General features: G+C 52.8%; 17 protein-coding genes and 1 pseudogene. 17 read left to right on the plus strand and 1 reads right to left on the minus strand.

The features are described 5' to 3' along the window. The first annotated feature begins 1 nt into the window (after position 1). From dxs to HMPREF1249_RS05580, 12 genes and pseudogenes are all read left to right on the plus strand, one after another. Positions 2 to 1,834, plus strand: coding sequence for a 1-deoxy-D-xylulose-5-phosphate synthase (dxs, locus tag HMPREF1249_RS05525; protein ID WP_008521009.1), 1,833 nt, complete (start codon positions 2 to 4; stop codon positions 1,832 to 1,834). Continuing rightward, positions 1,827 to 2,636 (plus strand): annotated as a pseudogene (locus HMPREF1249_RS08205) (TlyA family RNA methyltransferase). Before dxs ends, HMPREF1249_RS08205 begins: the two are co-directional and overlap by 8 nt. A gap of 14 nt (positions 2,637 to 2,650) precedes the next feature. After that, on the plus strand, positions 2,651 to 3,529 hold the full coding sequence (locus tag HMPREF1249_RS05535; RefSeq protein ID WP_008522808.1) for an NAD(+)/NADH kinase: 879 nt from the start codon (positions 2,651 to 2,653) through the stop codon (positions 3,527 to 3,529). Next, on the plus strand, positions 3,522 to 5,204 hold the full coding sequence (locus HMPREF1249_RS05540) for an AAA family ATPase (protein WP_008521016.1): 1,683 nt from the start codon (positions 3,522 to 3,524) through the stop codon (positions 5,202 to 5,204). The genes HMPREF1249_RS05535 and HMPREF1249_RS05540 overlap by 8 nt, the downstream gene beginning before the upstream one ends. A gap of 67 nt (positions 5,205 to 5,271) precedes the next feature. Continuing rightward, positions 5,272 to 5,583 carry a 50S ribosomal protein L21 gene (gene rplU / locus HMPREF1249_RS05545; RefSeq protein WP_008521018.1) on the plus strand — a complete coding sequence of 104 codons (312 nt, stop codon included), beginning with the start codon at positions 5,272 to 5,274 and terminating at the stop codon, positions 5,581 to 5,583. A gap of 3 nt (positions 5,584 to 5,586) precedes the next feature. Then, a complete protein-coding gene (locus HMPREF1249_RS05550; protein WP_008521020.1) occupies positions 5,587 to 5,907 on the plus strand; it encodes a ribosomal-processing cysteine protease Prp in 321 nt (106 codons plus the stop codon). Next, positions 5,908 to 6,195 carry a 50S ribosomal protein L27 gene (rpmA, locus tag HMPREF1249_RS05555; protein ID WP_008521022.1) on the plus strand — a complete coding sequence of 96 codons (288 nt, stop codon included), beginning with the start codon at positions 5,908 to 5,910 and terminating at the stop codon, positions 6,193 to 6,195. It begins immediately after the preceding gene. A gap of 17 nt (positions 6,196 to 6,212) precedes the next feature. Next, positions 6,213 to 7,553 (plus strand): GTPase ObgE, encoded by a 1,341-nt coding sequence (obgE, locus tag HMPREF1249_RS05560; protein ID WP_008522809.1) that lies wholly within the window; start codon positions 6,213 to 6,215, stop codon positions 7,551 to 7,553. Beyond that, positions 7,550 to 8,215, plus strand: coding sequence for a nicotinate-nucleotide adenylyltransferase (gene nadD, locus HMPREF1249_RS05565; RefSeq protein ID WP_008522810.1), 666 nt, complete (start codon positions 7,550 to 7,552; stop codon positions 8,213 to 8,215). Before obgE ends, nadD begins: the two co-directional genes overlap by 4 nt. A 7-nt stretch (positions 8,216 to 8,222) precedes the next feature. After that, on the plus strand, positions 8,223 to 9,536 hold the full coding sequence (locus HMPREF1249_RS05570; RefSeq protein WP_008521028.1) for an LCP family protein: 1,314 nt from the start codon (positions 8,223 to 8,225) through the stop codon (positions 9,534 to 9,536). A 28-nt stretch (positions 9,537 to 9,564) separates the two neighbouring features. Beyond that, complete coding sequence (gene rsfS / locus HMPREF1249_RS05575) at positions 9,565 to 9,912, plus strand: ribosome silencing factor (protein WP_008521030.1); 348 nt, start codon at positions 9,565 to 9,567, stop codon at positions 9,910 to 9,912. A 1,424-nt stretch (positions 9,913 to 11,336) separates the two neighbouring features. Then, positions 11,337 to 12,074 carry a lysozyme inhibitor LprI family protein gene (locus HMPREF1249_RS05580; RefSeq protein ID WP_231286730.1) on the plus strand — a complete coding sequence of 246 codons (738 nt, stop codon included), beginning with the start codon at positions 11,337 to 11,339 and terminating at the stop codon, positions 12,072 to 12,074. A 381-nt stretch (positions 12,075 to 12,455) separates the two neighbouring features. Here HMPREF1249_RS05580 and tpiA read toward each other — a convergent pair whose 3' ends face one another. Continuing rightward, positions 12,456 to 13,184 carry a triose-phosphate isomerase gene (gene tpiA / locus HMPREF1249_RS05585; protein ID WP_008521037.1) on the minus strand — a complete coding sequence of 243 codons (729 nt, stop codon included), beginning with the start codon at positions 13,182 to 13,184 and terminating at the stop codon, positions 12,456 to 12,458. An 829-nt stretch (positions 13,185 to 14,013) separates the two neighbouring features. Between tpiA and HMPREF1249_RS05590 the strand changes: the two genes are divergently transcribed. From HMPREF1249_RS05590 to HMPREF1249_RS08235, 5 genes are all read left to right on the plus strand, one after another. Then, complete coding sequence (locus tag HMPREF1249_RS05590; RefSeq protein ID WP_008522812.1) at positions 14,014 to 14,223, plus strand: helix-turn-helix domain-containing protein; 210 nt, start codon at positions 14,014 to 14,016, stop codon at positions 14,221 to 14,223. Positions 14,224 to 14,248: 25 nt separating this feature from the next. After that, positions 14,249 to 15,793, plus strand: a complete 1,545-nt coding sequence (locus tag HMPREF1249_RS05595; RefSeq protein ID WP_021775949.1) for a type I restriction enzyme HsdR N-terminal domain-containing protein — start codon at positions 14,249 to 14,251, stop codon at positions 15,791 to 15,793. Then, complete coding sequence (locus tag HMPREF1249_RS08160) at positions 15,706 to 16,227, plus strand: N-6 DNA methylase (RefSeq protein ID WP_255348312.1); 522 nt, start codon at positions 15,706 to 15,708, stop codon at positions 16,225 to 16,227. Before HMPREF1249_RS05595 ends, HMPREF1249_RS08160 begins: the two co-directional genes overlap by 88 nt. Before the next feature lie 35 nt (positions 16,228 to 16,262). Further along, positions 16,263 to 18,497, plus strand: a complete 2,235-nt coding sequence (locus tag HMPREF1249_RS07990) for a restriction endonuclease subunit S (protein WP_155887016.1) — start codon at positions 16,263 to 16,265, stop codon at positions 18,495 to 18,497. Between the two features lie 133 nt (positions 18,498 to 18,630). After that, on the plus strand, positions 18,631 to 18,828 hold the full coding sequence (locus tag HMPREF1249_RS08235) for a hypothetical protein (RefSeq protein WP_008521044.1): 198 nt from the start codon (positions 18,631 to 18,633) through the stop codon (positions 18,826 to 18,828). The last annotated feature ends 32 nt before the right edge of the window (positions 18,829 to 18,860 follow it).

Below are 18,860 nucleotides of genomic sequence, written 5' to 3' on the forward strand. Positions count from 1 at the left end.
CATGACGGTTCTCGATTCTATCCGCGGCCCTGCGGACGTCCGCGCTCTTCCGCCGGGGAGCCTAGCCGATCTGTGCGGTGATCTGCGCGCGAAAATAATCACGACGGTACGAAAAAACGGCGGGCATCTGGCGTCGTCTCTCGGCGCCGTGGAGCTCATCGTGGCACTTTTGCGCCAGTACGATCCCGAAGAGGACCGGGTTATTTTTGACGTTGGGCACCAGACCTACGCGTGGAAGCTTTTGACGGGGCGCCGCGAACAGTTTGACACTCTCCGGACTGAAGGCGGGCTGAGCGGCTTCCCAAAGCGGTCAGAAAGCCGGTTCGATCACTTTGACACCGGCCACAGCAGCACGGCGCTGTCTGCCGCGCTGGGGTACGCGGCCGCCCGGGATTTACTGGGGCAAAATCACCAAGTCGTAGCGGTCGTCGGCGACGGCGCGATGATTAACGGCATGTCGTTGGAAGCTCTCAATCACGCCGGAGCCCTGCAGACGCGAATTACCTGCGTGCTCAACGACAACGGCATCTCAATTAGCCCGCGAGTCGGCGGGCTGGCTCTGCACTTGGCCGCCCTGAGCGCCTCGCCGTTTTATCGCCGGGCCAAACGAACTGTCAAAGGACTGTGCGGCTCGCTTCCGCTGGGGCGCCGGATTGAATCGGGGCTAGAGCGGTTCCGAAACCGGGTGAAAGAACTTCTGTCCAGACCAAACCTGTTCGATGATATGGGGTGGACCTACTGGGGGCCGTTTGACGGTCACGACATCGAGCGGATGGAAGAAGTCTTTCGGTTGGCGCACTTGTACGAGAAGCCGCTGTTGATCCATCTTGTGACGAAAAAGGGGAAAGGAGATCCGGACTGTGAGTCGGCTCCGGTGAAAAATCACGGTGTCGGCCCGGCCAGACCCGTAGGGGTTCCCAAGCGCGAAAGCTGGAGCAGCGCGGTGGCCGCTGAGGTGACGCGGCGGGCTGCTTTAGACAAGCGGATTGTGGCGATTACTCCGGCGATGGGAGAGGGCTCCTGTCTGGGCGAATTTGCCGCCCGGTTCCCGTCCCGCTTCTTCGACGTGGGCATTGCGGAAGAACACGCCATGACCTTGGCGGCCGGCATGGCCGCCGGAGGCCTTCGGCCGTTCGTGTTCATTTACTCGACGTTCCTTCAAAGGGCCGCAGACCAGTTGGTCCACGACGTGGCCCTTCAAAAGCTGCCGGTCGTGCTGGCGATCGACCGGGCTGGCTTCGTCGGCGAGGACGGGGAAACTCATCAGGGATTCTTCGACCTGTCGTGGTGTTCGTCGATTCCTGGCCTGCAGATGTGGGCTCCAGCTGACCGTCGTTCCATGGAATGGGTCGTCGGAAAATCTTTGGCGGCCGACGCTCCTTTTGCATTTCGATTCCCCCGCGGCGCGGTGGAGGATGACCTTCTTGGCGACAGCCGGCGAACCGAAGACGGGCTGTCCGTCCTGAGCAAGGGAAGTCAGTGGGCCGTCTTGGCGGTAGGCAGTGACGTCTCGTTGGCCCTTGAGGCTCGAGGCTTGGCCATTCAGAAAGGCGTTCCTGCTCCTGACGTGGCCTGTCTGGAACGGATTTCGCCACTTCCTGAAAAAGCGCTGACGGATTTTTGCTCGGCCTACCAACGGGTCGTGACAATAGAAAGCGGCTATGTCAGAGGTGGGGTTGGCCAGCAAGTCGCCTGCTGCGTTGCCCGAGCTGGCTCGTCACCTCAGTTCGTCCAGTTAGGGGTTCCGGAGGTTTTCGTGCGCCACGCGCCTCAAGCGCGGCAACGCGAGTCAGTCGGTCTGTGCCCCGAACGCATTTTGGACTCTCATGTCTAAAGCCGATCGTCCCGTCCGGCTTGACCGTCGGCTCGTGAGGGAGCACTTCGCGTCCACTGACGAGGAGGCTCGGCTGCTCATCTCTTCTGGGCTCGTCCTCGTCGAAGGGCGGGCGGTTGACTCTCCGGATTGTCAGGTGAAGCCAACCGCGTCTGTCAAGGTGATCGGCCAGTCGTCTCAGTGGGTCAGCCGGGGAGCTTATAAGCTGCTGACGGCGCTTGACGCCTTCAATATTGATCTGACCGGTGCCGTCTGTCTTGACGTGGGCGCTTCGACCGGCGGCTTCACTCACGTCATGCTGACCCGTGGGGCCAGTCGGGTATACGCCCTCGACGTCGGCTACGGCCAGCTGGCCTAGTCGCTCCGGCAGGATCAGCGCGTGACGGTTATGGACCGGCGCAACGCCCGTGAAATGGTTCCTGAGTGGTTTGAGGCGCCCCCGTCGTTCGCGGCGACCGACGCGTCGTTTATCTCCCTGACGGCCCTGTTGGAACCGATGTGCGGCGTTCTGCCGGACGGCGGACGTGCTGTCGTCCTCGTCAAACCGCAGTTCGAGCTGCCGCCAGCTCTGGTAGATTCTGGCGGAGTGGTGACCGAACCGGAACTGCACTTGGCCGCGCTGGAAAAAGTTCACCGCTTTGCGGCGGAGCACACTGACTTCGGCTTAGTCGGAGCGGTTCCTTCCAGAATTTTGGGGACGAAGGGGAACCGGGAGTTTCTCTTTTACCTGATTCGCGGCGCAAAGAACGCGGAAATTGATATGCCGGCGCTCGTGACAGCGAACGGCACTTCTGCCCAATGATCGGAGGCGGCACAATGGTCCCGGGAATGATGGTGAACTTGGCAAAACCGAAAGCGATGGAGCTGGCCCGCCGCCTTCTGGACTGGGGAGAGGAACTGGGCGTCCAAATCAGGCTGCCTCAGCGGGAAGCTCATGCTCTGGGCTGTCAGGGCGACGACCTTCAAACGTGGTGCCGAACGGTTGACGCGGCAATAGTCATCGGCGGCGATGGGACGTTCCTGCGGGCGGCCCGGCGGATCCTCGACCAAGGGAAAGATATCCCGCTGTTCGGCATCAACGTGGGCCACTTGGGCTTCCTCGCCACCGGCACGGTAGAGGGCGCGCAAAGCGAGCTGACTCAAATTCTCGAGGGCCGCTATACTGTCCAGAAACGGCACACCTTAGAATGTCGTTATATCCGCGGGGAGGAACAAAAGCAGTACTACGCCCTGAACGATTTTGTCCTGTACAAGGGGACCCAGGCTAAGCTCATCTCCGTGGCTGTCGAAGTGCACGGCCGGCCGATGTGCGTCTTTCGGGCCGACGGCCTGATCGTGGCGACTCCTACCGGCTCGACGGCGTACGCCCTGTCTGCCGGGGGCCCGATAGTCCCTCCTCACGTGCCCTGCATGGTCCTGGCTCCCATTTGCGCCCATACGCTGTATTCCAGACCGATCATTCTGGCGCCCCACGACCAGTTGAGCATGAGGCCCCGGTGCGAGGCTCAGACGTTCTTCTCAGTGGACGGACAGGACGGAATCGGTGTGAGCGAAGGGGACTCCCTTCAGGTAAGCCTGTCAGAACGGCGTTGGGTCTCGGTGATCACGCTGCCTCAGCAGGGATATTTTGAGCTCCTGCACCGAAAGCTCATGTGGGGATTTGATCCAGTCGGAGAGATGTCTGACGATGCTTGAAGAGCTTTTCATCTCATCTGTCGGCGGCGTTAAAGAGGCTCGCCTGACGTTTTGCCCCGGCCTGACGGTTATCACCGGCGAAAGCGGAACGGGAAAGAGCAGCATTCTTCGCGCCCTCGAGATGGTTTCGGGCCGGCGAGTTACTGCCACGGCCGTGCGAAGCGGCGATCAGCTGGCCGTCGCTCAGGCCGTCTTCACGACCCTTCAGGACTTCCCGTTTCTGGACCAGCCATGCCAGCCGCAGGATCAGTCGATGATTCTGAGGCGCGAGTTCTCTCAGTCAGGGCGCGGAAAGTGCGCTATCCAGGACCAAACCGTTTCGCTTGGCGTCTTGGCTCAGACCGCGGGGGAACTTCTTGCCCTTCAAAGCCAGTTCGCTCAGTTGGCTCTGTTGGACGGGGAAGAGCAGCTCCGGCTTCTCGACCGGTTCGGCGGGCCAGAACTTCTGTCGTGCCGTCAGAAGTTGGCCGACGCGCTGCACCGGGTCATCGAGGCGGAGCGCGGTTTGCGGGCCTTAACCGCAGAGGAAAAAGAACTCCAGGAGCGCTTTTCAAACGCCGAGCGCGTCAGGGAAGTCCTGAAAACGACTGAAGCCGGCGAAAGCCCGGAGAGCTTGGAACTTCAGCTGAACAGTCTGGAAAGCCGCCTGCGAGGCCTGCAGGACCTGAAAGACCGGCGCCGTCGGCTGAACGACGGCGAAGGCGGCGGTCTTCAGGCCGACTTGGCCGAAGTCCTTGGCGGCATTGAACTTCTGTCCGGAGAGGACAGAGAAAACCTTTTAGAGGCTCGGGAGCAGGTGGCCGGTGGCCTTGACCGGCTGTGCCGGCTTCTCGATAAAGCCGCTTCAGCTCAGGCAATAGCAGACCTAGAAGAGGAGACCGAACGGCTGGAAAGTCGGTTGGGCCGGTTGAGGAAGGCGTTTCGTCTCTCTGGGCTGAGCAGCTTTGACCAGCTCTCTGACTGGCTGAAAGAGGCTGACCGAGCGTCCCAATGGCTTGCCGGACTGTCAGATCAGCGGACCAAACTGGCGGCAGGACGGGCCGAAGGGACAAAAGAGCTGTCCGACGCGGTGGCGTGCCTGCGCCAAAAACGGCGCGACGCGGCCGGCCGGCTCAAAACTGCTGCCTCCGCGCACCTATCCGGAATGGCCATGGAGGGCTGCGGTTTCGACGTGGTGCTGACCAAGCTGGATAAAGTCAGGGCAAACGGCGCTGAGAACGTCGACTTCGTCCTTCGCCGGGGAAGCGGCGCCGTTTCGGTGGCCAAAGGGGCGTCCGGCGGGGAGCTGAGCCGAATACTTCTCGCTCTGCAGCTCTCGCTGCCGCCGGCGGCGTTGCCTCAGACTCTCGCGTTTGACGAGGTGGAGGCAGGGCTTGGCGGACGGGCGGCATACCTGACCGGATTGAAGCTGAAAGAGCTTTCGAAAGACGTTCAGGTGATCCTAGTCACTCACGAGGCGATCATCGCCTCGTTGGCCGACGCCCATTACGGCGTAACGCGCCAGAACGACGAGACGTCGGTCCGCCTGTTGGAAGGGGAGAGCCGAGTAGCCGAGATAGCCCGAATGCTCGCCGGAAGCCGGGACGAAAAATCGTTGGCCCACGCGCGCCATTTGTTGGAGACAAAAAGCGTTCCGGCAATTGACGAACGGGACGAAAGACTTTACAATAACTGAGATATTCCGCATGGGATCGGCATAAGCTCTTCGGGGCGCCGAAGCCCAGCGAGAGGAGGAAGCAAGAATGTACGCTATTATCGAAACGGGTGGAAAGCAGTACAAGGTTTGTCCCGGCGACCAGGTAAAGGTCGAAAAGCTGGGCGCTGACGACGGTGCCTCCGTCGTGTTTGACAGGGTTCTGATGGTCGGAGACGGCGAGACGACCAGATTGGGTTCTCCGCTTGTTGAAGGCGCCTGCGTGAAGGCGACCGTCCTGACCACCGACAAGGCCAAGAAGGTCATCGTCTTCAAGTACAAGAACAAGACGAACTACCGGCGGTTCCGCGGTCATCGCCAGCCCTACACGCTGGTATCCATCGACTCAATCGAAGGGTAAACGGTGACAACGGTCCGCGTCTGGCGAATCAATGGACACGTTCGGGGCCTGCTGGTCTCGGGGCACGCTGAAAGCGTCCCGTCGGGCGAGGCGGATATCGTCTGCGCGGCGGTAAGCGTTCTCGTCCAGGCCCTTCACATCGGCCTAGTCGATGTGCTCGGCGTGCCGGTTCGCTCAGAGGTGGAGAAGAAAAGGGCGTCGATAGAAATGCATTGGGACGGCTCTGACCCACTGGCCGATGCCGTGGCAGAAACTATCGTCGCAAGCCTGAAGGAAACCGCTCGGAGTTATCCTGAAAACGTGAAATTGACGGAGGTGTCGTAAATGCTTTTTAAATCAATGGATTTGCAGTTTTTTGCTCATAAGAAGGGACAGGGCAGCAGCACGAACGGCCGGGATTCCAACGCCCAGCGCCTTGGCCTGAAGAAAAGTGACGGCTGTGTCGTAAAGGCCGGCAACATCATCGTTCGCCAGAGAGGCACACAGTTTCATCCCGGCATGAACGTCGGGTGCGGCAAAGACTACACGCTGTTTGCCCTCAAGGACGGCGTCGTGCGGTTCACTCAAAAGGGATCGCGCAAAGTCGTTGCCGTCGAAGAAACGGTCGCGTAACATTCGCGGGGGCCCTTTTGGGCCCCCTTTTTCTTGCCATAGAAGAGGTGAGAAAACTGAAATTCGTAGACTTAGTCCGCATCCACGTCAGCGCCGGTCGCGGCGGCAACGGATGCATGAGCTTTCGCCGCGAAAAATTTGTCCCTAAAGGCGGGCCGGACGGCGGCGACGGCGGCCGGGGCGGCGACGTCTACGTTCAGGCTGACCAGCGGCTGGTCACCCTGGCCGACTACCAGTACAAACGCCGTTTCAGCGCCTCGTGCGGCCTGCCCGGCGAGGGGTCTTTGAAGACTGGAGCCAACGGCGACGACCTGATCGTCAGCGTGCCGTGCGGCACAGTAGTCACAGACGCCGTCACAGGAGAGCCGCTGGCCGACTTGGTGGAAGACGGAGATCGGGTTCGAGTCGCCGCAGGCGGCAAAGGCGGCAAGGGCAACGCCCATTTTGCCAGCTCACGACGCCGGGCGCCTCGGTTCAGCGAAAAAGGGGCCGAAGGTCAGGAGCGGGACGTCAGCTTTGAGCTGAAACTGATTGCCGACGTCGCACTCGTCGGTCTGCCGAACGCCGGCAAAAGCAGCCTGTTGAAGGCCCTGTCGGACGCCAACCCGAAGATCGCCTCATATCCGTTCACCACGCTGTCTCCCAACCTTGGCGTTTTGTCCGTCGACGACCAGAAAGTCATACTGGCCGACATGCCCGGCCTGATCGAGGACGCGCACTTGGATAAAGGGCTTGGGCTGCTGTTTTTGCGCCACATTGAGCGGACTCGCATGAATCTTCACGTCATTGACCTGTCGTCCGGCACGCCTGACGAACTTGAGCGCAACTGGCGCGTCGTGGTCGACGAGTTTGCCCACTACGATCCCAAGCTGCCCGAGCGTCCCTCTGTCGTCGTGCTTAACAAGGTCGATCTGTGGAAGGGAACCGACGAACAGTTGGCCGGCCTGTGCGCGTTCTTCTCAGAGCGTGGGCTCAAAGCGTTTGTAACTAGCGCCCTGACCGGCGAAGGAATTCCGCAGCTCATTGAAAACGTTGCCGGATTCGTCCGGGACAACCCGCGCCCGAAAGGCGTTTTCAGGCTGTTTGAGACCAAGCCTATCCGCATGGAAGAGTCATCAGACGGCGTGTCGATCATTCGCGAGGCTGCCGGCGCTTTCCGGATCATTCACAGCCGCATTGAGGCGGCGTCCGACCGATACGACTTCGGGCAGGAAGAGGCGGTGGTCCGCTTTGGCCGCCTGCTGCGGAGCTACAGGGTCGAAGAGGCGCTGGAGAACGCGGGCGCTCAGGCCGGCGACACAGTGCTGATCGGCGACGTGTCGTTCACCTTTGAGCCTGAAAGGGCTCCGGAAAAGTGAACATCGAAGAGCTGATCCAGCGTTCTGACGACGGCAAAACGCGCCGAGTCGGCATAATGGGCGGAACGTTTGACCCAATTCACAACGCTCACCTGTTGGTCGCTCAGGAAGCTCTCACTGCGCTGACCTTGGACGGTGTCATTTTCGTTCCCACCGGCGACTCGTACCACAAACACAATCGGCACGTCTCATCGGCGGAAGATCGATACATGATGACTTTTTTAGCCACGCTGGACAACCCGGACTTCGCCGTTTCGCGGCTGGAAATAGACCGGGACGGGCCGACACACACGGTGGACACGCTGCGGGAAATGAGATACTGGTTCCCGTCCGGCAAGGTTGAGTTTTACTTTATCACCGGTATCGACGCCGTCATGACCATGGACAGCTGGGCAGAGGCAGAGGAGCTGCCGAACCTCTGCCGGGTCGTTGCGGTCAATCGGCCGGGCTTTGCCGGCGAAAACTACCGCTTTGAAAACCTGTCCGAACGGCTTCGCCAGTCCATCGTCCAGATAGAAATTCCCCTCATGTCCATCTCAAGCACCGACGTAAGACGACGCGTATCTCAGAAAAGAACAGTTCGGTACCTGATACCTCGGGCTGTTGAGCAATATATTGCCAAGAGGAAACTCTACTGCGAGGACTCTGGCGAAGGAGCGTGAAAACGCCGTGAAACGTTGGTTTCTTGTTCTTCTCGTAATTCTGCTGGCAGTTGCTGCGGCCGCCTTAGGCGTGGTAGCCCGGCTGTACAAGCTGGCCCACGTGGACGTCAGCGACCTGAAACAACACCTGAAAATAGAGCAGTTGATGGGATCGGCCAACTTTCTCATCGTCGGCATTGACCAGCTCGATCGGATACACCGTTCAGACGCCATTCTGCTGGTCAAGGTGAACTTGGATAAAAAGACGGTCAAGGCCATGTCCATCCCGCGGGATACCCGAGTTCAGCTTGGACGGCATGGGATCCAGAAAATCAACGCCGCCTATGCCTTTGGCGGAATTGAACTTCTCAAGGACACGGTAACGAACCTCACTGGCGTTCCGATCAATCACACGGTGATCCTGAACTACGAATCGTTCCCGCAGCTGATTGACGCCATCGGCGGCGTTGACATTGACGTGCCGAAAAAGATGGTTTACACCGACCGCGCTCAAGGGCTGTACATCAACTTCATGCCGGGAATGCAGCACATGGACGGCGAAGCGGCGCTGAAATTCTGCCGGTTCAGAAAAGACGCCCTAGGCGACGAAGGCCGAATGAAGCGGCAGCAGCAGTTCATCAAAGCGGCGCTTGCCAAGGTCAAGTCGCCTGCTGTCATCGTCCGACTGCCGGACATCGCCCTGTCGGCCATGAAATTTATCAAGACCGACCTGCCGACCGAGACGGCCTTACAGCTGGCCCTTTACATGAAGGACTTGGACGCCAACAGGATAGAGCTGTTTACCATGCCAGGCGTCGCAGCGTACATCAAAAACCTCAGCTACTGGATTCCGGATTTGCAGAAGGCGTCAATTAAGTTCAGCGACACGCCCGAAGAAGAGCCGGCCCAAGCCGCCGGGAAAGCGCCGGACGGACAGCAGCCGGCGGTTCAAAACCCCGGACAGGAAGGCGCCGCGGCCGCCGGCCAGCCGTCTCCAGAGGACGTCGCCAAGCTCGAAGAGCTTCGCAAGACCATGACAAAGCCTTTGGGGGTCCTGAATGGGGCCGGGCAGGCCGGCATAAGCCGAAAAACGGCGACACTGCTGGAACGTCTGGGGCTTTCGGTTGGGTACACCGGCAACGCCAAACATTACGGTTATCAGTTCAGCGTCGTTCACTATCCCAAAGGCCCCAAGCCGAAGGAGGCCGTCCTTTTGGCTAGTCTCTGCAAGATCCCGGACAACTTGGTGATTGGGACCTCAGTGCCGCAGCTGTCACTAGTGCTCGGGAAGGACTACGAGAAGATTTACGGAATTTTAGAGAAGCTGCCTATCAAACGGTAGGCAAACCAAAGCCAAGGAGGTATGGAATTTGATAGGCGAAGGAACTCAACGCGTCATCAACGCGATTGTATCGGCCTTAGAAGACAAGAAGGCAATTGACGTCAAGGTCATTGACCTCGAAGGGCGAACGTCACTGGCCGACGCTTTCATCTTAGCAACGGGGAACTCGGACGTGCACATGTCCACGCTCGTCCGCGTCGCCGACGAAACGCTGACGAAGGAAGGGATCACCCCGCGGATTGAAGGGGAGTACAGCACCCAATGGGCCCTAATCGACGGCGGAGACGTGATCGTTCATATATTCGGCGTCAAAGCCAGGGAATTTTACAGCCTGGAGCGCATCTGGAAGGCAGTCGAAGCGGAACGGCAGGGATAAACCTTCCGCTGTTCAGGCTATAAGACAAACTTCAAAAGGAGACGTCAGGATTCGATCCTGACGTCTCCTTTTTTTATGCTGAACGGCCGAGAAAAAATGGCAGAGGAAAGCCGTTCTCCAGTTAGTCTGATAATGTTTTTATCGCGGCGGATGTGAAGACCGGTCGGTAAACTGTGAATGAACGGTGGATAAGAGGACATCAGAAGTAAAATATAATTTAGACACCCCTGAGAGCGTGTGAATCATTTGTGGATAAAGTGAAATTGAGTTTCTTTGCAGTATCGTTTAATAATCAAGTCGATCAGAAGGCAGGTGTCCCCTCTAAATTGGAATTTAGTGGGTTGTGGATAGATAAATTCCGCTGAAAGTTATCCACACGCGGAGTGCGTCCGCTAGATTAAGCGCTGAAATCATGAACGTAAACGATGCTCCGAGTTGGTTTGCTGTTCTCATTGATCGGGGCTGTTGGTGCGGTTGAAGAAAGGGCTTGTGCGTATTGATCGCTAGTGCAGCTCGGTGCGGGCCGGTATGGAAGTGCAAGGCAATATGGAGTCACAAGCGAGAAGGCATAAATAACAACGAGAGACCGACAAACGCAAAATACATCGGCGACACCAGGCAGATCACCAGCATAAATGCCGCAGCGCTGCGGCGGATCCTTCAGACAACAGATCAGACAATAGAAAGCCGCTGCGGAACGTTAGCGGAACGTTATGCTCAAAGAATGTCTCAGTCAAGGAGAACGTTCGTTTGGCTGTTAAAGAAAGCAACGCGAAAAAGACGAGCGACGGCCGTAGGATATCAGGCCGCCGCTCACTACAGAGCTTCATATTTGGCGATATATGCTAGTGCAGTTTTAAGACACATCGCAAAGAGAGGTTTGTTAGAAAGAACCTGCCTTTTTATAGGCAGGTGAAACCCCCAAGAGAATGAACCAACGTCTTATTGGCCCATCCTTAAATGTCTTATAATGTATCTTATGTTTCATAGAGCGCTGAAATCGGGTAAGGCGGCCTGACGTTGGCTTTAAATTTGGGCCTATTGGTCCGTTGTTTATCAGGGCAACTGTAACCTTTGAGTCATTCGCCGTGAATGCACGGAGTGCTGCAGAGTCTTTGCAACTTTCTCACAGAACGAGGCGCTTTTTTCTGAGTTTTCGCTGTCTCTTCCTGCGGGCGCGAGACGTTTTCCTGAAGTAATCGGGCTTGTTTCTTCTAGTGGATCTCGTATACAACTGGGCCGCAAAATCTCACCCTAGTAAAAAGTGTTAGCTGGGCTATAATAAATATACTTATGAGGATGTGTCTGTGATGAATAAGGAGAGTTTTGCTAAGGTGCCTTGCTTCATGCTGTCGCTTGTGGCCTGCGTGGCCCTCTTTTCTTCCACGTGCTTTGCCGCGCTCGTGCCTCCCGGTGAGCACCCGTTGGATAAGAAAGCCGAGGAAGTCGACATCGATTCTATGTCAACAGCTGACGTGGTCGATTTTTATGATTCTTTGATGGACGGTTGGAAAAAGGAAATTGCCAGAGCCGACGAAGAGCTTTTAAAGGTCCTGCCGGCGGCCGGAAAGGAAAAATTCAAAAAAACTCAAAAAGCGTGGGAGGCGTTCTCTCAAGCTGAAAACGACGTCCTTGATCTGGCCATAGAGAAAGTGAATGAAGGACCGTACGGCGGAACAATGTGGGTATCGATTCAGGCCAACAGCCATGCCGAGTTTACCCGGGTGCGGGCCATGGAACTTCTGACGTACTTGGATTGGTACAAGAATCGAAAGATTGAGCTTTCTGATGATTGCGAGACAGAATATATGAGTGATGTGGATCAAGATATCTGGGGATCTCTGCCAGATAATTTGCCTGACGGCTCTAAAGACAGTGCGGCCAAGCTGAAAGCAGCGTGGGAAGCGTTCGCTGCCAGCGAAAAGGACTTCATTAACTGGCTTGCCCGTGAACTGGGAGGGGCTACAGGAGATGACATTTGGATTGAAGCAAATTCTGCCTACATCTGCCCTCTCGCCAACGTACTCTCTGTCTGTGAAAATGCGGAGGAGTACACGGAAAGCGACGCAGATGACGAAGCCGGCGACGAAGATGAAGCCGGAGACGAAAACGAGGACAACGGCGGCGCTGAAGACTCTGAAGCCGAGCCTGTGGCGAATTAACTGGCAGTCCTCCTTGTCGCTAGCTCAGTGTGTCTGATAATGTTTTTATTCTAGCGAACAAAAAGGAGCTACAGGATTTTTTGATATGCTCCCCCCAAGTAGGACAGGGAAATATAAAACCTACTTGGGGGGTATTTCTATGCCTAGAAAAAGCAAGATAGACTCAACTTTGAAAATCTCTCTGGTTGAAAGCTATTTCCGAAACGAAATCAGCTGCACGGAAGCGACAAGGCAAGCGGGGTTTAAGAGCCGTGCATCGTTTAGCGGCGTAAAAGTACCGCCAGCCGATTGCTCGACTGGCGGTACGAGTCCTTTTGATTTTTTACTGTCCTATTGACGGGGAGCATACCATTTTCCTGCGGCTCCCCTTTTATTTTTATCTCAGATTTCAGCAAGTGAGAAGAAAACCTCTGGTTTCAGGCTCGCTCCGCCCACGAGGGCGCCGCTCACGGCCGGCTGGGCAAAATACTGCCCCGCGTTCTCCGGCTTGACGCTCCCGCCGTACAGAACAGGAACGCCGCTCTGATCGGCCAAACGTTGGCAGACTGCTTGAGCGTCTGAAGGAAGGGCGGCTTTCCCTGTCCCGATCGCCCAAATAGGCTCATAAGCAATAAGCCAGTCATGAGATCCCTCAAGAGCTTGAAGGACTGGCGCTATTTGTTCGTCGATGATCGTTTGAGTTTGGCCAGCTTCTCTCTGCTCCAGCGACTCCCCTACACAGACGACGGGAATAATGCCGGCAGCGCGGCACGCTGCGGCCTTAGCAGCCACAAGCGCCGACGTCTCGCCCTGATACTGGCGCCGTTCGCTGTGACCGACGATCGCGTAACGACAGCCTGACTCTTTTGCCATCGACGCGGAAACCTGGCCGGTAAATGCCCCGGACGGTTGATCGCTCACGTCCTGCACGCCCAGCGACACCGGCGAATCGCCAAGGCCCTCTTTAAGCGCCGCCAAAGAAAGAAACGGCGGAAAAAGAGCCCAGACAGCCCGGTCCTCAGAGCTTGCAGAAACGAGAGACCGGAATTTGGCCCCGAACTCCTGAGCTTGGGACGGGCCGAGGTTCATCTTCCAATTGCCGAAAAGGTACAGCTTCTTTTGTGCCGTCATCGTTTGCTCCTTTCGCGGAAAGCACCGTCGGACGAATGCTGCGCGGCAAAAGCGTTCTGCCGCAGCCGTCCGTTGGGCTGAGAATGCTGGGATATTCTGCTGACAGGCAGGTCAGCCGTTTAAGACCGATAAGATTATGACGGCTTAAAAGGAGATTCGCAAGTGCTCCTAGCCTCAGACGAAAAGCGCCAAACGGGCGAAACCAAGCTTTTACAAAGCGGGACTTTGCCAGAATTGAAGAGAAAGTTAAATGATATGGCGGCCTTGCTGTTGTTTTAGGGAAAGTCGGCCCACTGACCTATTCCCCAATTCCCCCTTTAGCCTCTGACTAGCAGACGCTTATGAATCACGAATGCTCCGTCTGGAATGATGCAAGGCCAAAGGCGAAAAAACAACAAAAAGCAGAATCAAGGTGGTCGAACACTCTTTGGTACCTTGCCTGACATGTGAAGCAGCTTTTTATATCAATATTCAAATGACGCGGAACAAATTATGACATAAGGCATCTCCCTACTTTTAGTGCTGTTTTTGTAGCTGCTCATGTAAGATGTTTTTTCTCTTTAAAGGATAAAAAATATTTTTGTAGCCTAAATATGAGGTATAATAAAACAACATCCTTTTTGTGTTTTATTTGATCGCAAGCTCTCAAGATACTATGAGACAGGGCATACTGTGACAGTTAGAAATGCAAAGTTGTATCGACTGTCTCCTCACTTGAAAAGGAGTTTTAAGAGAGTGTCTTTGTCCTCTACCATAGGCCAGCATCGTATCATTGAGTCATATGTTGACAACGAACTTACATTAAGGCGTTATGCAAGGAGAATGCTGAATGAGCCATCTTAGCTATAAAAAACTTTGGAAACGTCTGATTGATCTGGATCTTACTAAAACACAGCTCCGAGAAGGTGCTGGAATCAGCACTTCCACTATGTCGCGCCTTAAAGTCGGAAGTAACGTAAATACCGAAGTCATTGTGAAAATTTGTGACTATCTCAGTTGCCGGGTTGAAGACATTTGCGAATTGGAAAAATCAGAGTGATTTCACTTGCAGGAGGATAAAAACTATGACCATTGTGGAACAAGTCTTACAAGATGCGGCTCATTCCATAGAACAGTTCACCGAGGCAGAACTACAGCAGATTGAATCCCAGCTCACAAAAAGAGAAAAAAGAGGTACTCCATACTGGGAAGTGAATTGCTTGGTGCGCAACAAGGTAATTCGTGCCACGCCAGAAGAAATAGTCCGGCAGCTTTATATTCTCAAACTGCACAGTATTTACAACTATCCACTTGATTTGATGCAGGTTGAATATCCTGTTCATTTCGGGCGTGAAGTTAAACGTGCTGACATCGTGATATTCGACAAAAAACATTCCACGACCCCGTACATTATCGTGGAACTTAAAAAGCCAAAGCTGAAAGATGGAAAAGAGCAGCTTCGCTCTTACTGTAACGCTACAGGTGCGCCAATTGGTATTTGGACAAACGGCGGACAGATCTCCTACTATCACCGTAAGGATCCAAACTATTTTGAGGATATCCCCAACATTCCAAGTGCCGAAGAATCCCTTAAAGACATTTTGACCGAACGTTGGACACTTGACGATTTAGTGGCAAAAGATAAGCTGGTCACCGAGCGTAAAAGCTTGAAAGATCTCATTTTGGAAATGGAAGACGAAGTCCTTGCAAATGCGGGCGTTGATGTTTTTGAAGAAGTTTTCAAGCTAATCTTCACCAAGCTATTCGATGAGATGCGTTCGGGCCGTAATAAGAAGCGAAACTTAGAGTTTCGTAACCATGGGGAGACAGACGAAGAGCTCAAGAAGAAAATCCAATTCTTATTTGATCAGGCAAAAGATCAATGGGACGGAGTATTTACTGGCGATGCTAAACTTTTACTATCGCCGTCTCATTTGGCAATTTGCATTTCTAGCCTGCAGGATGTAAAGCTGTTCAACTCTAACCTTGATGTTGTGGACAACGCCTTCGAATATCTTATGAGTAAAACCAGCAAAGGAGAAAAAGGCCAGTTCTTCACTCCGCGCTATGTAATCGAAATGTGCGTCAAAATGCTTAATCCGCGTGCAGACGAAACTATGATCGATACGGCAGCCGGATCCTGCGGCTTCCCTGTACATACAATGTTCCACGTGTGGCGCTCCATCATGAAAGAAAAAGAGTCAGTTCAATCCAATCTATTCACAACAGAAGAAAAACCGGATGAATGTACATATTATGTTAATAATAATGTATTCGCAATTGACTTTGACGAAAAAACTGTTCGTGTTGCTAGAACCCTGAATCTCATTGCAGGAGACGGGCAAACGAACGTTCTTCATTTAAACACCCTCGACTACGAACACTGGGATGATACCGCTAAAGACAATGATTGGCGCTACAACGTGGGATGGAGACGCCTATGCAGGCTGAGAACAACTAAAAACTCAAAAACTACGCATTTAACTTTGATATTGTTATGGCCAACCCGCCTTTTGCGGGGGATATTAAAGAGTCTCGCATCATCACCAAATATGACCTTGGTAAAAACGCTAAAGGCCAGTTCCAAAGTAAAGTCGGGCGTGACATCTTATTCATTGAACGCAATTTGAATTTTCTAAAACCGGGTGGCCGCATGGCAATCGTACTGCCACAAGGACGCTTTAACAACGCCTCTGACAAATACATTCGTGATTTCATTGCCGAGCATTGCCGAATTCTTGCTGTCGTGGGGTTACATGGGAATGTTTTCAAACCACATACTGGGACAAAGACGAGTGTTCTGTTTGTGCAAAAGTGGGATGACAAGCTCTGCCCAAAAAAAGAGGATTATCCTATCTTCTTTGCCACGATGCAAAAACCAAGCAAGGATAACTCAGGCGATAAGATCTTCGCATGCGACGAGAATGGGGTGCCGAAACTTGATAACCACGGGCATTTATTCGTAGATCACGACCTCTATAATCACGAAGGACTCACGAACGACGGCATTGCGGAAGCATTTCAAGAGTTCGCCAAACGAGAGGGCTTATCTTTTTTTCAATGAGCCCATCCTTCAGCTCTGAACACTATCAGAAACTGATGGATGGGCTGGAAGCAGTAGAGAAAAACTACAAAGAAATTTGGACAAATACTGCCAGAATAGACGCGGAGTACTTTAAAAAAGCAGACTTGCGTTTATTAAACAAGCTTAAATCTCTTAGTCTTAAAAAATTAAGTGATATGTTCTATATAACGGACGGTATCCATGCATCTATTAATTACGATCCTAACAGTAGTGTTCACTTGCTTTCGGCCACTTCTCCTAGAAAAGGATTTGTAAACGTTGATCGGGATGTCAGAATTTCATTAAAACAACATAAAGCGAATCCTAGAACGGCCTTACGTGAAAAAGATGTGTTAATCTCTACAGTCGGGACTATAGGTAATGTTGCTATGGTTACTAGCGACATTCTTCCGTCAAATTCTGATCGTCATGTAGCAATTCTTCGTGCTAGAGGAAAAAACGTTTTTGCCGAATGTATGACAGTATTTTTAATGAGCAAATATGGAAAAACTCAATGTCTCAGAGAGACCTCAGGTAATGTTCAACAAAACCTTTTTTTATACATGATTAGAGACCTTTGGGTGCCTGAGTTTTCTCCGTGTTTTGAGAGTAAGGTCACTACTCTCTTCAAGGAAGCTAACAGACATCGCATTGAATCTCAACAGACTTATAGAGAAGCACAAGCTATTTTATTAAAATACCTAGATATCCCATATCATTATCATTTGTCAAATGCCCCAATATCAATTCGTGCATTGCGAGAATCGTTCCTTAAAACAGGCCGTTTGGATGCAGAGTATTACCAGCCAAAGTATGACTCTTTGATTCAAGCCATTAGGAGTTATCACAATGGATATGCTCAATTTGCTGATGTTTTTAATCTTCGGGACCAAAACGTTGTGCCTAAGCCCAACCAAGAGTATCAATATATTGAATTGGCCAATGTAGGGAGTCTGGGACAAATCAACGATATAACAAAGGCACTCGGGAAAGAATTGCCGAGTCGTGCTCGACGTATGGTTAAAACCAATGATGTAATTCTCTCTTCCATTGAGGGTTCAATGAATAGCATCGCGTTAATTCCTAAGGAGTACAATAACGCGCTTTGCTCAACAGGTTTTTATGTACTTAACTCCGAAACTCTCAAACCAGAAGTGACGCTTATTCTCTTCCAATCGTTGTTTATGCAAGATTTGTTAAAACGTGGTTGCTCTGGAACAATTCTCACCAGTCTAAATAGAAATGACTTGTTTAATATTCCCATTCCAATCTTGGACGGCGAAATACAGAATAAAATTTCGTCGTATGTTCAAGAAAGCATGAGATACCGCCAACAAGCAAAAGAATTACTTCATCTGGCGACAGAATCTGTTGAATTGGCTATTGACAAAAGTGAAGATGACGCTGTCGTAATGCTGACAGACAGACAGACAGACAGACAGACAGACAGACAGACACTAATTGCTACCTATAATCAGAAAGCCATGTACTACTGGCGCTTGGCAATCTTCTATTTCTTAGAAGAGTTAGGTTGTTTTGCCAACTTGCAAGAGCAACAGTGCAACTATGTTGTCAAGAATTTCTCGGAAACCTTCCGAGCTTCAGGGAGATTGGATAGCGAATACTATCAGACAAAGTATGACAAATTATTTGTGCAACTCGGAAGGCTGAATAGTAAGAAGCTATCTCACCTTGTCAGGATACAGAAATCCATTGAGCCTGGCAGCGCTGCCTACATGGAAAAAGGAATTCCGTTTGTTCGAGTACAGGATTTATCCTCACAAGGCATTAGTGAGCCATGTATCTATCTTGACCAGAAAAGTTGCGCCGAGGCCCCTCGTCCTCAGAAAGACACAATCCTATTTTCTAAAGATGGAACTGTTGGTATTGCCTACAAAGTACAAGAGAATGATCCTGAGTTCGTAACTTCATCGGCAATTCTGCATCTGAACATGAAAACAGATGAGATGCTTCCTGATTACCTGACATTAATGTTGAACTCCCCTATAGTTCAGCTACAAGCTGAACGAGATGCAGGCGGTTCGGTCATCAACCATTGGAAGCTGTCTGAAATTGCAGATGTGCTAGTGCCTGTGCTCTCCTACGAACAGCAAAAAGAAATCAGCTTATTAGCCCAATCGAGTTTTAGGTATAGGACAATAAGCAAGCAGTATCTCGAAATCGCTACGCGTGCGGTTGAGGTCGCTATTGAGCAAAATGAAGACGCAGCTATCTGTTACATCGAAGATTGTGAGAATCTGCTAGTATAATAAGTCTAAAAGGACGGTTCTCCTCAGTGTACTGGTCCACGAAAGCTCCATAATCAAACTGTTTGGACAGATGAAGAGAAAAAAATTATAGTAAAAGAGGTGTTCATACATATTTTTACAACTTACAGAACAAATGCAAGCTAACCTACGTGCAGTAGCGGAAAAATTTGGACACACGGAGCAGTGGCACGTCGAACAGGCACTAAATCAGTATCTTGAAGATTTAGAAGACGCAGCTATCGGTGATGAGGCGTATCAAGAATATTTACGTTCTGGAAAGAAGTCTTACACGATGGAAGAGGTCCGAATAGTCTGTGGATTGGACAGTTGATTTTGTGGAACCACAACAAGCGCGACGCCACT

This window comes from Jonquetella sp. BV3C21, assembly GCF_000468895.1.
In the GTDB taxonomy this organism is placed as follows: domain Bacteria; phylum Synergistota; class Synergistia; order Synergistales; family Dethiosulfovibrionaceae; genus Jonquetella; species Jonquetella anthropi.

Coding starts and splice junctions, on each gene's coding strand:
- dxs (WP_008521009.1), top strand. CDS start 2: ATGACGGTTCTCGATTCTATCCGCGGCCCTGCGGACGTCCGCGCTCTT.
- HMPREF1249_RS05535 (WP_008522808.1), top strand. CDS start 2,651: ATGGTCCCGGGAATGATGGTGAACTTGGCAAAACCGAAAGCGATGGAG.
- HMPREF1249_RS05540 (WP_008521016.1), top strand. CDS start 3,522: ATGCTTGAAGAGCTTTTCATCTCATCTGTCGGCGGCGTTAAAGAGGCT.
- rplU (WP_008521018.1), top strand. CDS start 5,272: ATGTACGCTATTATCGAAACGGGTGGAAAGCAGTACAAGGTTTGTCCC.
- rpmA (WP_008521022.1), top strand. CDS start 5,908: ATGCTTTTTAAATCAATGGATTTGCAGTTTTTTGCTCATAAGAAGGGA.
- tpiA (WP_008521037.1), bottom strand. CDS start 13,184: ATGACGGCACAAAAGAAGCTGTACCTTTTCGGCAATTGGAAGATGAAC.
- HMPREF1249_RS05590 (WP_008522812.1), top strand. CDS start 14,014: ATGAGCCATCTTAGCTATAAAAAACTTTGGAAACGTCTGATTGATCTG.
- HMPREF1249_RS05595 (WP_021775949.1), top strand. CDS start 14,249: ATGACCATTGTGGAACAAGTCTTACAAGATGCGGCTCATTCCATAGAA.
- HMPREF1249_RS07990 (WP_155887016.1), top strand. CDS start 16,263: ATGGATGGGCTGGAAGCAGTAGAGAAAAACTACAAAGAAATTTGGACA.
- HMPREF1249_RS08235 (WP_008521044.1), top strand. CDS start 18,631: ATGCAAGCTAACCTACGTGCAGTAGCGGAAAAATTTGGACACACGGAG.